Origin of the sequence: Frigoribacterium sp. NBH87 (genome assembly GCF_014217665.1) — a bacterium.
Classification (GTDB): Bacteria; Actinomycetota; Actinomycetes; order Actinomycetales; family Microbacteriaceae; genus Frigoribacterium; species Frigoribacterium endophyticum.
This window is the reverse complement of record NZ_CP043650.1, coordinates 2,209,312-2,222,304: the sequence shown is the minus strand read 5'-3', so window position 1 is coordinate 2,222,304 and position 12,993 is coordinate 2,209,312. Positions and strand designations below refer to the sequence as shown.

Genomic DNA, 12,993 nt, shown 5'->3' with positions numbered 1-12,993 from the left:
AGGCGGCGGCCCTGCGACGCCGACCGGCGCCCCGGGGCTCAGCCCGCGAGGCTCAGGGCTCAGCCCGAGGGGCTCAGACCGTCGGGACGGCCGCGATGCGCGACACGAGGTACCGGGCGGCCTCGGCGCCCTCCTCGCCCGTGTGCCACGTGATCGCGTCGCCCTCCTTCGCGACGACGGAGAACTCGTCGCCGAGGTCGAGGCCGGACCGCTCGGCGAGGCAGGCCGCGAAGGCCCGGCCCTCGCTCTCGAGCGAGCGGAGGCCGGCCGGGGAGCTGACGATCAGCAGGGCGCCGCGCCGCAGGCCGGGCGCGAGCACCTCGGTCGCACGCCCGAGGTCGCGGGCGGCCTCGGCCACGCCGCCGACGCCCACGACGGCGACGTCGAACCCGTCGACGTCGCCCACGGGGAGGCCGGGGTCGGCGTCGACGACGACGACCTCGGCCCCGAGCACGGCGGCCCGGTCGCCCAGGGGGCGGAGCAGGTCGGAGGAGCCGGTGAGGACGAGCTTGGGCGCGTGGGCGAAGTACATGGTGAGGGACCTCTCGGGAGGGCGGCCGCTGGTGGGGCGGATGCGGGTCGGGGGGACCGGCGCGGAGCGGGTGCCGGCGGGGACGGGCCGTGCCGACCTCTCGGCCGGGCCCGTGAACTTCTTCATCACTGACTCTACGTATGATATTCCGATTCCACAAGGTGCGCCGCACCTGCTCGACGATCGGATCCGACGTGCCCCGCGCCTCCTCGACCTCCCCCTCCTCCCCCTCCTCCCCCTCCGCCTCCCGCTCCGCGCGCGGCCGGAACGACGACCGGTCGACGGTCGACCGTCGAGCCGACGGCCGACGACGACGCCGGCTGCCCCTGGCCGTGGGCGCCGGGCTGGCGGTCGCGGCCCTGGCGGGCTGTTCGCTGCCCGGCGGCGGGGCCGAGGCCCCGTTCGACCCCGTGCGCGTGCCGCCCGCGAGCGCGACCTGGAGCTACGGCGGCGAGACCGGGCCCGACCGGTGGGGCTCGCTGTCGAGCGCCTGGAGCACCTGCGCGACCGGCCTGCGCCAGTCGCCGGTCGACCTCGCCGGGGCCGTGCCGGGAGCGGGCCCGGCGACCGACGCGGCCGGCTCACCCGCGGCCGCTCCCACCCTCTCGCTCGCCTGGGGCCCGGTCGAGCTCGACGTCGACGACGACGGCCACGGGGCGCACCTCGAGACGGAGGGGGCCGCCACGGCCGCCCTCGACGGCCGGGCCCACGAACTCGTGCAGTTCCACGCACACGCGCCGTCGGAGCACGTCGTCGACGGCCGCCCGGCGTCCGGCGAGGTCCACTTCGTGCACCGGGCGGCCGACGGGTCGCTCGCCGTGGTCGGGCTGCTCGTGCAGGTCGGCGAGCACTCCCCCGCCTGGGAGCCGGTCGTCGCGGCGGTGGTCGCCGAGGCGCCGCGGCCACGGGCGGCCGCACCGGCCGACGACCTCGCCTCCCGCGCCTCGGCGACCACGGAGACCGGGGCCCGCATCGACCCCCGCGGCGGCGCGCCCCGCCCCGGCGACGACCTCGACGACGATCGGGACGACGACCTCCGCACGGACGACCTCGACGACCCCCGCGTCGACCTGGCGACCCTGCTGCCCGGCACTCTCGACCACGTGCGCTACGACGGCAGCCTCACGACGCCTCCGTGCACGGAGGGGGTGAGCTGGGCGGTGCTCAGCTCGCCCGTCACGATGAGCGCCGAGCAGCTGGCCGTGCTGGCCGGCGGGGGCGACACGGCCCGCCCCGTGCAGGAGCTCGGCGACCGCCTGCTGACCGGCACGGCGCCCGTGCTCTGACACCGCGCCGCCCGCGAGGCGGCAGGATGGACGGGTGACGCGACTCCACGACCCCGCAGCCCACACGTTCGCTTCCGACAACTACGCCGGCGCGCACCCCGAGGTGCTGCAGGCGATCGTCGACGCCGCGGGCGGGCACGTCGGCTCGTACGGGGCCGACCCGTACACGCGCCGGCTCGGCGAGGTCGTCGTCGAGCAGTTCGGCGAGGGCGCGACGATCGACCCCGTCCTCACCGGCACCGGGGCCAACGTCGCGGCGCTGCAGGCTCTCGTGCCCCGCTGGGGCGCCGTCGTCTGCGCCGCCTCGGCGCACGTCTACACCGACGAGGGCGGCGCGCCCGAGCGCCTCGGCGGCCTCAAGCTGCTCACCGTCCCGACGCCCGACGGCAAGCTCACGCCCGAGCTCGTCGACCGGCAGGCGCACGGCTGGGGCGACCAGCAGCGCTCACAGCCCCTCGCCGTCACGATCACCCAGAGCACCGAGCTCGGCACCGTCTACACGCCCGACGAGCTGCGGGCGCTGACCGACCACGCGCACTCCCTCGGCATGCGAGTGCACCTCGACGGGGCCCGTCTCGCGAACGCCGCCGCCTCGCTCGGCGTGCCGCTGCGCGCGATCACGCGCGACGTCGGCGTCGACTCGGTCTCGCTCGGCGGCACGAAGAACGGCCTCGTGCTGGGCGAGTCGATCGTGACCTTCGCCGAGGAGGCGCGGGTCGGCCTGGCCTACCTGCGCAAGACGGACGCGCAGCTGCTCTCGAAGATGCGCTTCGTCTCGGCGCAGTTCCTCGCGATGTTCGAGGACGACCTGTGGCTGCGGTCGGCGAGCAGGGCCAACGCCCGCGCCGCCCAGCTCGCGGCCGGCCTCGCCGACGTGCCGGGCGTCACCGTGACGCAGAGCGTCGACGCCAACGCCGTCTTCGCCGTCCTGCCGGCGGACGTCGTCGAGCCGCTGCGCGAGGCGCACCACTTCTACGACTGGGACCGCACGACGGGCGAGGTGCGGCTGATGTGCTCGTTCGACACGACCGAGGAGCACGTCGAGGCGTTCCTCGCCGACGCGAGGCGCCTGACGGCCTAGCGACCGGGTGCACGCTCGGCACGAAATACTGGGGCGGTGCACGACGTTGTGGTGCGCGTGGCCCGACGACGCGCCTCCTCCTCCCAGCCCCTCCTCGAGAAAGCCGGCGCCATGTCGATCACCGAGTCCGCCCTGCCCTCCACCGCCCGCTCCGCCGACACGATCGTGCCGATCGTCGCCGAGCTCGACGCCCGCTGGAGCCCCCGCTCGTTCGACCCCGAGGCGACCGTCACCGACGCGCAGCTCGACGCCCTGCTCGAGGCCGCCCGCTGGGCGCCGTCGGCGAACAACTTCCAGCCCCGCCGCTTCATCGTCGCCCGCCGCGGCACCCACCACTTCGACACGATCGTGCACGCCCTCGTCGGCTTCAACGCCGCCTGGGCCGTGAACGCGTCGGCCCTCGTCGTCGGCATCGCCGAGACCTCGACCGTCGAGGGCGACCTGCGCTCGTACGCCGAGTACGACCTCGGCGCGGCCGTCGCGCACCTCGTCGTGCAGGCGCAGGCCGAGGGCCTGCACACCCACCAGATGGCCGGCGTCGAGTGGGACCAGATCGTCGCCGCGTTCGACCTGGCCGAGAACCTCAAGCCGATGACGATCACCGCCGTCGGCGTCGTCGACACGGCCGACAAGCTGGCCGAGGCCCTCGCCGAGCGCGAGACCGCGCCCCGCACGCGCCTGCCGCTCAGCGAGCTGGTCATCGCCCGCAGCTAGCCGCCCGGTCGAGGTCGCCATCGAGTGGTCACGATCTGCTCCCCCGTCGCAGCGGGAGCAGCAGGTCGTGACCGCTCGGCGCCGTGGGCGGGGTCAGCCCACCGTGACCCGCAGGCCGCCCTCCGCCCGGGGCTCGACGTGCAGCGGCCAGCCGTGCGCCGTCGCGACCGACGCCACGATCGCCAGCCCGAGGCCGCTGTGCCGCTCGTCGCCCGCGCCCTCGCCCGCGCCCTGGCCGCCGCCGCCGACCCCGCCGCCACCGACCCGGGCAGGCCCCGCACCGCGCACGAAGGCGCGCGTGAGCGTCGCTGCCTCCGCCTCGCCCACCACCGGCCCCGTGTTCTCGACGACGAGCACGGCCCCGGGCCCGCCGTGCACGCGCACCCAGCCGCCGGGCTCGTTGTACTCGACCGCGTTCGCGACCAGGTTGCGCACGAGCTGCCCGACGAGCACCTCGTCGCCCCGCACCCGTCCGAACGTGCCGCGGGCCACGATCACCTCCACCGAGGAGGCGCGGGCCCGGTCGAGCAGGCCGGTCACCACCTCGTCGACCACGTCGCCCACCGCGACCTCGCGCCCGGCGTCGGCGAGCCCGCGATCGGCCGTCGCGAGCGCGAGCAGGCTCTCGAGCAGCGCCTCGCTGCGGCGGTTCGCGTCGAGCAGCTGCCGCTTCGTCCGCTCGAGCTCGGCGGGCGACGGGTCGTCGAGCCCGATCTGGATGGCTGCCCGCTGCACGGCGAGGGGCGTGCGCAGCTCGTGCGAGGCGTCGGCGACGAAGCGCCGCTGGGCCTCGAACGACGCCTCGAGGCGGTCGAGCAGGCCGTCGATGGTGTCGGCGACCCGGGCGACCTCGTCGCGCGGGCCGGCGAGCGCCACCCGCTCGTGGAGCGTGCTCGCCGTGATGCGCCGGGTCGTCTCGACGACCGCGTCGAGCGGCCGGAGCAGGCGGCGGCTGACGAACCAGCCGACGACCCCGGCCACCACGGCGGCGAGCAGCACGCCGAGCGCCGCCGCCGACCACTGCTGCGCGACCACGACGTCGCCGACGGCCGTGGCCACCGGCACGCCGTCCGCCCCCTCGACCACCCGGGTCGAGGCGCACCGGCCGTCGTCGCAGGCGGCTCCGTCGGGCGCGAGGGGCGTCGCGGGCGACGCCGCGGACTCCGCCACCGCGACGAGGCCGACCGTGATGCCGGCCGTGGTCGTCGCCGACACCAGCACCACGACGAGGGCGGCGAGCAGCGCCGACACCACGCCGAACGTGACGGCGGTGCGCAGGCCGATGCCCCAGTGACGGGGAGCGAGGGCGGCGAGCCGACCCGCGACTCCTGACCGGCCCCTCACAGGACGTAGCCCCGGCCGGGCAACGTGCGGACGGGGTCGGGGTCGCCGAGCTTCTTCCGCAGCTTGCTCATCGTGACGCGGACGGCGTTGGTGAAGGGGTCGACGTGGGCGTCCCATGCCTTCTCGAGCAGCTCTTCTGCGCTGACGACGCGGCCGTCGGCGCGGAGCAGCACCTCGAGCACCATGAGCTCCTTCGTCGAGAGGCCGAGGTCGAGGCCGCCCCGGGTGGCGTGGTGCCGCGACGTGTCGAGCACGATGTCGCCCGACCGGAGCACGGGCGGCGCAGCCGGGGCGGATCGGCGGCCGAGCGCGCGGACCCGGGCGACGAGCTCGGGGTACTCGAAGGGCTTCGCGAGGTAGTCGTCGGCGCCGAGCTCGAGCCCGCGCACGCGGTCGTCGAGGCCGCCGGACGCGGTGAGCATGAGGATGCGCGTGGGGCTGCCGCGCTCGGCGACGCCCCGCGCGACGGCGTCGCCGTGCATGCCGGGCAGGTCGCGGTCGAGCACGACGACGTCGTAGTCGTTGACGGCGAGCAGCTCGTCGGCGTCGTCGCCCCGGTAGGCCACGTCGACCGCCATCATCTGGCGGGCGAGGCCCGCAGCCACGAGGTCGGCCAGGGCCACCTCGTCGTCGACGACCAGCACGCGCACGGCATCGCCCTCTCTCTCGGTCGAACCGCCCTGCCCGCGGGTCGGGCAGATCATGACGACATGTCACATGCATCGTACACACCGTGGTGTTTCGTGGACGTAACTCCGCGCGGCACGCTCCGGAGACGGCCCGGCAGGTGGAGTGGTCACCGTTCGTTCACCCCCGACGAGAGGACCTCGCCATGACCACCTCCCCCACCACCTCGACCACGACGACGGCCGCCCGCCGGGCGACGGCGACCGCGACGGCGACCCCGACGAGCCGGCGCGACGGGGGCGTCCGCCGGCGCCGCGCCTCCTCGGCGGCCCTCCTCGGAGCGGCCCTGCTGCTGGTCGCTCCCGTGCTCGCGGCGTGCAGCACGGCGGCCGACGACCCGACGGCCGGCGCCTCGTCCGGGGCGACGGGCAGCACGAGCAGCGCCAGCGCCAGCGCCCAGCTCGGGTCGTGCCTCCGCGACGCGGGCTTCGACGTCGACGACCCCGACCTCAGCCGCGGCATGGTGATCGCCCCGCCGGCGGGGGTCGACGTCGACGCCTACGTGACCGCCTTCACCGACTGCCGCGCCGAGCTGCCCGCCGACCAGGGCGGCCAGCCCGCCCCCTCGGCCGACGACCTCGCCGAGCTGCAGGAGGCCAACCTCGAGGTGGCCCGCTGCGTGCGGGAGAAGGGCTTCACCGACTTCGCCGACCCGGTCGACGGGGTCTTCCCGTCGGGAGCCTCGATGAGCACCGACACCACGGCCCTCGGCGCCCAGGACGAGGCCTTCCTCGCCTGCGACGCCCAGCACGGCCCCAACAGCGCCGGGGCCGGCCGATGACGAGGGGGAGTCGCGGGGCCGGGCACCCGGGGCGCGCCGGCCGACGCCGGGTCGGCGGCCCGGGCGAAGGCACGCGACGCCGTCCCCTCGCCGCGACGGCCCTCGTGGCCGGGACGGTCGCCGGGGCCCTCCTGCTCAGCGGGTGCGGCCTCACCGGCTCGGCCGACGGAGCCGGCGACGACGCGGCGAGCAGCAGCGCCTCCCCGGCCGCCGGGCTGCCCACCGCGCCCGTCGTGCGCGGCGACCTCGTGGACTCCCGCACGATCGCCGGCACGCTGGGGCACGGCTCGCCGACGCCCCTCGTGGCGCCGGGCGAGGGGACGATCACGCAGCTGCCCTCCTACGGCGAGGTGATCGGGCTCGACGGTGTGCTCTGGGCGGTCGACGAGTCGCCCGTGCGGTCGATGCACGGCACCGTGCCGCTCTGGCGCACGCTCGAGCAGGGCACGGAGGGCGCCGACGTGGCCCAGCTCAACGACGCCCTGCTCGCGCTCGGCTACGACGTGGCCGACGACGACGTGTTCGGGCGGCGCACGGCCCGCGCCGTCCGCGCCTGGCAGGAGGACCGCGACCGCGAGGTCACCGGCGCCCTCGGCCCGGCGGACATCGCGTTCGTGCCGGGCGACGTCCGGGTCGCCGAGGTCGTCGGCCGCGTCGGCGACCCGGCCGGCGAGGTCGTCTGGAGCTGGACCTCGACGACCCTCGTCGTCACGGCCGAGGTCTCGCCGGTCGACGAGGGCCGATTCGCCGTCGGCGCACCGGTCGAGGTGGGGCTGCCGGGCGGCGCGCGCGTGCCCGGCACCGTGCGCTCGGTGGAGGGGCCGGGCGGAGGCGCGGGCTCCGGCGGCGGGGCCGGCGGCGACTCCGGGGCCGGCGGCTCGGGTGCCGGCTCCGGGTCGGGCGCGGGCGCGGGCTCCGGCACCGGCGCCGACCGCGTGACCGTCGTCGTCGGGCTCGACGCCGAGCTGCCCGAGGGGGCCGCGACCGCGGGCTCGGTCGACCTCGTGGTCGAGGGCGAGCGGCGGGTCGACGTCCTCTCGGTGCCCGTGACCGCGCTGCTGGCGGCGGGCGACGGCGGCTACGTCGTCGAGGTACGGTCGGCCGACGGCTCGGTCGAGCGCGTGGCCGTGACCGTGGGCGCCTTCGCCCAGGGGCGCGTCGAGGTCTCGGGCGAGGGGCTCGCCGAGGGCGACGAGGTCGTGGTGCCCTCGTGAGCGGGGCGACCGTGAGCGCGTCGACCGAGAGCGGGGCGCCCGTGCTCGAGCTGCGCGCCGTGACGCGCACCTACGGCGACACGACCGCACTCGGCGGGGTCGACCTCGTCGTGCGGCGCGGCGAGCTCGTCGCCGTGGTCGGCCCGAGCGGCTCGGGCAAGTCGACGATGCTCAACGTGATGGGCACGCTCGACCGGCCGAGCTCCGGCTCGGTGCGGATCGCCGGCCACGAGGTGTCCGAGATGACCGACGACGCCGTGTCGCGCCTCCGGGCCGAGCACGTGGGCTTCGTCTTCCAGCACTTCCACCTCGCGGCCGGGGCCACGGCGACGGAGAACGTCGCGGACGGCCTGCTCTACGCGGGCGTGCCGCGACGGCAGCGTCGCGAGCGCGCCCGGGAGGCCCTGGCCCGCGTCGGGCTCGGGCACCGCCTCGACCACCGGCCGCACGAGCTCTCGGGCGGCGAGAAGCAGCGCGTGGCGATCGCCCGCGCGGTCGTCGGCGACCCGACGCTGCTGCTGGCCGACGAGCCGACCGGCGCGCTCGACTCCGTCTCCGGCGCCGCGGTCGTCACGCTGCTCCGCGAGCTCAACGCGGCGGGGACGACCGTGGTCGTCATCACCCACGACCGCGAGCTGGCGGCGGCGCTGCCGCGCCGGGTCGCGATGCGCGACGGCCTCGTCGACGCCGAGGTCGCCTCGTGAGGGGGGCGGCGGCCCCGGGAGCGGGGCCGGAGCGCGACTCCCGCACGGCCCCCGGTCCGCGACCGGGCCGCAGCGCGCGCCCGGCCCGGGCCCCTCGCCCGGCCCGCGCCCGGCCCGGGCACGTCTCGGCCCGCGACCTGCTGGGCCTCGGCGTCTTCGGGCTGCGCACCCGGCCCACGCGGGTCGTGCTGTCGGCCCTCGGCATCGCGATCGGCATCGCCGCGATGATCGCCGTCGTCGGCATCTCGTCGTCGAGCCAGGCGGCCCTCGACCGGGTGCTCGACGGCCTCGGCACGAACCTGCTCGTGGCCGCACCGGGCACGGACGCCCGCGGCGAGACGGCGCCGCTGCCCGAGACGGCCCTCTCGGCGCTCGACCGACGGGGCGACGTCGAGGGCGTCGCCGGCGTCGGGCGCGTCGACGACCAGAAGGTGTACCGGACCGACCGGGTGCCGGCCGCCGCCTCCGGCGGGATCTCGCTCGACGTCGCCCTCGGCGACCTCCGCGGGGTGCTGCACGCCGACCTCGCGTCGGGCCGGTGGTTCGGCGACGCGGCGAGCGAGCTGCCCCAGGTCGTGCTCGGCGCCACCGCCGCCGCGACCCTCGGGGTGACCGACGTCGCGCCCGAGACCCGGGTCTGGATCGGCGGCCGCTGGGTCGCCGTCGTCGGCGTGCTCGACCCGCTGCCGCTCGCGCCCCAGCTCGACGCGTCGGCCTTCGTGCCGAGCGGCTCGGCCGCGGCGGAGTTCGGCTTCGACGGGCACCCGACGCAGGTGTTCGCCCGGGCCGACCCGGCCCGCGTCGGTGCCGTCCGCGACCTGCTCGCCGCGTCGATCTCGCCCGAGGACCCGGCGTCCGTCGACGTGGGCCGCCCCTCGGACGCCCTCGCGGCGCAGCAGGCGACGGAGGAGTCGTTCACCGGCCTGCTGCTCGGCATCGGCGGCGTCGCGCTGCTCGTCGGCGGCATCGGGGTCGCGAACACGATGGTCATCACCGTGCTCGAGCGGCGCGCCGAGATCGGCGTGCGCCGCGCCCTGGGGGCTCGGCGGCGGCACGTGCGCGACCAGTTCCTGGTCGAGTCGCTGCTGCTGTCGGGCCTGGGAGGTGCGGTCGGCGTCGCCCTCGGGGTCGCCGTCACGGCCGGGTTCGGCCTCGTGCAGGGCTGGCCGGTCGTCGTGCCGGCCTGGGCCGTGGTCGGCGGGCTCCTCGCGACCGTCGTCATCGGGGGCGTCAGCGGCTGGTGGCCCGCGTCGCGCGCGGCGCGCATCCCGCCGACGTCGGCGCTCGCCGCCGCGTGACCGGGGGCCCGTCAGGGGAATGTCATATATGACGTGTACCCTCGCGGGGCGGGTCGCCCCGGCGGCGACCCGCCCCGCCCAGAACGACCACAGACCGGAGGCCCCCATGCCCGTCAAGACCCTTCCCGCCGCCCTCGCCACCGCCGCCGCCGTCCTGCTGGCCGTCACGGCGTGCACCACGACGACCGTGTCGACCGACGACCCCAGCGGCGCGGCCACGACCGCCGAGTCGTCGCCCACCGCCGAGGGCCAGCCCGACAACGAGTGCGTCGACGGCATCGCCTACATGCAGTTCACCGACGAGACCACCGAGCTGAGCCTGCCCGACGGCTGCGGCACGGTGTTCGTGCTCGGCGACGGCGGCACCGCCGACCTCGGCCCCGTCGGCGACCTCGGGGTGATGGGCAACGGCTCGACGATCCGCGTCGAGAGCGTCGGGCGCCTCGACCTGACCGGGAACGACAACACGATCGAGCACGGCGGCGACGCGCCGGAGATCCTCGGCGAGGAGGCGGAGAACGGCACGGGCAACTCGGTCGTCGCCCGGTAGCGGCACCTCGCGCGTTCTGCTCACAGGCGTTGTCAGAACGGTCCGTATCAATGTTACATTTCGTGTCGTCGCTCCCGACCGGGGGCGCGAGACGAGAGGCACCACGGCATGATCACGACCTTCCGACGCGCCGCCACGGCGACGCTCGCGGCCCTCACGCTGGCGGCCGGCGCGCTCGCCGTCCCGGCCGCCGCCCCGGCGTCCGCGGCCGAGCCCGCGGCGGCCGACCCGACCCTGTCCATCACGATCGCGGAGCTGACGCGCATCGACCTCGGGCGGCCTCGCGTCCCCGTGCAGCAGCCGACGCCGGTCGAGGTCGGCGTCCGCTTCGGGCACGCGGGCGGCGGTGACGCGGCCGGCGCCCTGACCTTCACCGCGCCGGCGGGCACGACCTTCGCGCCCGGCCAGGCCCGGCTGCCCGCCCAGCAGCGCCTCGAGGGCCGGGCGGGCTGGGAGCCCGTGCCCACCGGGTGGGACCTCGTCGAGGGGGCGCGCTCGGCCGACGGCCGGAGCTACGCCTACCGCTTCCCGGGCGACGCGGGCGCGATCCCCGTCGGCCTCGCGCTCAAGTGGGCTCCGGTGCTCGTGGCCGAGGGCTCGGCGCTGGGCGACCGCGAGATCGGCTTCTCGTTCCGCAGCACGGGCGTGAGCTACGCGTACGCGCTCGACGCCGCCGCCCCGATCACCGTCGTCGACGACGGGCCCGACTTCGGAACGGTCACCCCCGTCACCGTGGCGAGCACCGACCTCGTCCGGGGCCGGAGCACCGACGTGTCGTTCGTCGTCGCCAACTCCGAGCCGCGCACCGGCTACGAGGTGAGCGTGCGCCTCACGGCCCCCGCGGGCACCACCTTCCCCGTCGACGCGACGGTCGAGACGACCTGGCGGCCGGGCAGCTCGGGCGACTGGCGGCCGGCCCCGCAGATGAGCCTGCAGGCCGTGGCGATCAGCGACGCGGGCCGCACGCTCGTCGGCACCCGCGCCTCCGGCCCGCACGGGGGCGGCGAGCAGTACCGCTACACCGTGCCGGTGGCGACGCCCGCCGACGCGGCCGACGGCGCCGACCTCGCGCTCGGCTACCGCTACCGGGGCACCTCGGGCCAGGGGGCGTTCCAAGCGACGGGCACGGCGCCGGTGCGCATGGTCGACGACGCCTCCTCGGCGCCGATCACGCTCACCACGCCCGACGCCGCCGGCATCGCGGCCGGCTACGAGCTCGGCCGCCCCTTCACCTTCCGCGGCACCGGGCGACCCGGCGCCCCGGTGACCATCGAGAACAGCAAGGGCCTGCGCCTGGGCACCGCCGAGGTCCGACCGGGCGGCTCCTGGGAGTGGACGCGGACCCTGATGGGCAGCTACGTCTGGAGCATGGTCTTCTACCAGGACCTCGGCGAGCCCCGGCAGTCGGAGTGGCGGCTGACGGGCTTCGGTCCGGCGGCGCCGGCCCCCGCGCCCGTCGTGCCCGTCGTCGTGACGCAGCCCGCCGACCCCCGGGTCGGCTACGTCGTCGGAGCGCCCTACACGTTCACGGGCACGAGCCGTCCACGGGCGACGATCGAGGTGCGGAACTTCCGGGGGCTGCGACTCGGCAGCGTGCAGGCGACGGCGGGCGGCACCTGGAGCTGGACCCGCACGAACATGGGCACGACCGTCTGGGCGCTCCGGTTCGTCGCCGACGCGGGGCTGCCCGCCGAGCAGTCGGCCGAGGTGCGCGACTTCGGGCCGCAGACGGGCACCGTCACCGTGACGAACCCCACGCAGGCCGAGCTCCTGCAGGGGTACGTGCCGGCGCAGCCGTACACGTTCCGCGGCACGGCGACGCCGCTGTCGACGATCACGGTGCGCAACCGGAACGGCCTCCGACTCGGCGAGGCGGAGGTCACCTCGGCCGGCACCTGGTCGTGGACGAGGACGAACATGGGCTACACCGTCTGGTACCTGACGTTCATCCGCGACGAGGGTCGCCCCGGGTCGGAGTCGGCGACCGTGGACGCGTTCGCTCCGCGCGCCTGACCGGGCGAGCGGCAGGGCAGCCGCGGGACCAGCTGACAGGTGACCACGGAGTCGTCGCCGAGCGGAGGGCAGACTGGGGGCATGCGCACCTGGGTCAAGATCTGCGGTCTCTCCACCCCCGAGACGGTCGACGCCGCCGTCGAGGCGGGGGCCGACGCGGTCGGCTTCGTGCTGGCCGAGGGCAGCCCCCGCACCGTCGACGCCGCGACCGTCCGCGAGCTGGCGGCCCGGGTGCCGGAGCACGTCGAGGCGGTCGGCGTGTTCCGGGGCCAGGGCGTCGAGCGGGTGATCGAGCTGGCCCGCGCCTCCGCCCTCTCCACGGTGCAGCTGCACGGCGACGAGTCGCCGGCCGACGTCGCGGCCGCGCACGCTGCGGGGCTCCGGGTGGTGCGGGCGGTCGACGTCGCGACCTACGCGGCCGAGCCCGAGGAGGCGCGAGTCGCCTTCCGAGAAGACCTGCTGCTGATCGACGCGGTCACCCCCGGTGCCGGCGCCGTCTTCGACGGCCAGCCGCTGCTCGACGCCCCGCCCCACCGCGAGTGGCTGCTCGCCGGAGGGCTCGATCCCGAGAACGTCGCTGCCCGCGTCGCGGAGCTGCGACCCGCCGGGGTCGACGTCAGCTCGGGGGTGGAGTCGTCGCGCGGGGTGAAGAGCGTCGCGCTGATCCGCGAGTTCGTGGCGGCGGCACGCTCCGGCGACACCGCGTAGCGGGCCCCCCGCGCACGCCGCGAGCGGCCCCGCGCACGGCTCAACGGGCGAGTTCGACGCGGCCGGGCGGCCACGCCCGCC

Annotated in this window: 13 protein-coding genes; 10 read left to right on the top strand and 3 right to left on the bottom strand. The window is 76.6% G+C overall.

The genetic code is table 11. The features are described 5' to 3' along the window. Positions 1-73: 73 nt before the first annotated feature. Complete coding sequence (locus tag F1C15_RS10360; protein WP_185231028.1) at positions 74-658, bottom strand: hypothetical protein; 585 nt, start codon at positions 656-658, stop codon at positions 74-76. 14 nt (positions 659-672) lie between these two features. On the opposite strand from F1C15_RS10360, the gene F1C15_RS10355 reads away from it, so the two are divergent. The 3 genes from F1C15_RS10355 (at position 673) to F1C15_RS10345 (ending at position 3,613) form a co-directional block, all read left to right on the top strand. Beyond that, positions 673-1,818, top strand: a complete 1,146-nt coding sequence (locus F1C15_RS10355) for a carbonic anhydrase (protein WP_185231026.1) — start codon at positions 673-675, stop codon at positions 1,816-1,818. 34 nt (positions 1,819-1,852) lie between these two features. Beyond that, on the top strand, positions 1,853-2,899 hold the full coding sequence (locus tag F1C15_RS10350) for a low specificity L-threonine aldolase (RefSeq protein WP_185231024.1): 1,047 nt from the start codon (positions 1,853-1,855) through the stop codon (positions 2,897-2,899). A gap of 111 nt (positions 2,900-3,010) precedes the next feature. Next, a complete protein-coding gene (locus F1C15_RS10345) occupies positions 3,011-3,613 on the top strand; it encodes a nitroreductase family protein (protein WP_185234271.1) in 603 nt (200 codons plus the stop codon). Positions 3,614-3,706: 93 nt separating this feature from the next. On the opposite strand, the gene F1C15_RS10340 is transcribed toward F1C15_RS10345, so the two are convergent. Both F1C15_RS10340 and F1C15_RS10335 read right to left on the bottom strand, forming a co-directional pair. Further along, the gene (locus tag F1C15_RS10340; RefSeq protein WP_185231022.1) at positions 3,707-4,957 is read right to left on the bottom strand and encodes a HAMP domain-containing sensor histidine kinase; all 1,251 of its coding nucleotides are present in this window, start codon (positions 4,955-4,957) and stop codon (positions 3,707-3,709) included. Further along, positions 4,954-5,607, bottom strand: a complete 654-nt coding sequence (locus F1C15_RS10335; protein ID WP_056056153.1) for a response regulator transcription factor — start codon at positions 5,605-5,607, stop codon at positions 4,954-4,956. The genes F1C15_RS10340 and F1C15_RS10335 overlap by 4 nt, the downstream gene beginning before the upstream one ends. 182 nt (positions 5,608-5,789) lie before the next feature. On the opposite strand from F1C15_RS10335, the gene F1C15_RS10330 reads away from it, so the two are divergent. The 7 genes from F1C15_RS10330 to F1C15_RS10300 all read left to right on the top strand — a co-directional run bounded on the left by F1C15_RS10330 (position 5,790) and on the right by F1C15_RS10300 (position 12,912). Then, positions 5,790-6,425 (top strand): hypothetical protein, encoded by a 636-nt coding sequence (locus F1C15_RS10330; protein ID WP_185231020.1) that lies wholly within the window; start codon positions 5,790-5,792, stop codon positions 6,423-6,425. A 104-nt stretch (positions 6,426-6,529) separates the two neighbouring features. Continuing rightward, positions 6,530-7,639 (top strand): peptidoglycan-binding protein, encoded by a 1,110-nt coding sequence (locus F1C15_RS10325; protein WP_185231018.1) that lies wholly within the window; start codon positions 6,530-6,532, stop codon positions 7,637-7,639. Positions 7,640-7,650: 11 nt separating this feature from the next. Beyond that, positions 7,651-8,343, top strand: coding sequence for an ABC transporter ATP-binding protein (locus F1C15_RS10320; protein ID WP_219731541.1), 693 nt, complete (start codon positions 7,651-7,653; stop codon positions 8,341-8,343). Further along, entirely contained in the window at positions 8,340-9,641 is a 1,302-nt protein-coding gene (locus F1C15_RS10315; protein ID WP_185231016.1) for an ABC transporter permease, read from the top strand. Before F1C15_RS10320 ends, F1C15_RS10315 begins: the two co-directional genes overlap by 4 nt. Positions 9,642-9,747: 106 nt before the next feature. Then, complete coding sequence (locus F1C15_RS16295) at positions 9,748-10,191, top strand: DUF3060 domain-containing protein (protein WP_056056040.1); 444 nt, start codon at positions 9,748-9,750, stop codon at positions 10,189-10,191. Positions 10,192-10,299: 108 nt separating this feature from the next. Then, positions 10,300-12,204 (top strand): hypothetical protein, encoded by a 1,905-nt coding sequence (locus F1C15_RS10305; protein ID WP_185231014.1) that lies wholly within the window; start codon positions 10,300-10,302, stop codon positions 12,202-12,204. 81 nt (positions 12,205-12,285) lie between these two features. Beyond that, the gene (locus tag F1C15_RS10300; protein WP_185231012.1) at positions 12,286-12,912 is read left to right on the top strand and encodes a phosphoribosylanthranilate isomerase; all 627 of its coding nucleotides are present in this window, start codon (positions 12,286-12,288) and stop codon (positions 12,910-12,912) included. The last annotated feature ends 81 nt before the right edge of the window (positions 12,913-12,993 follow it).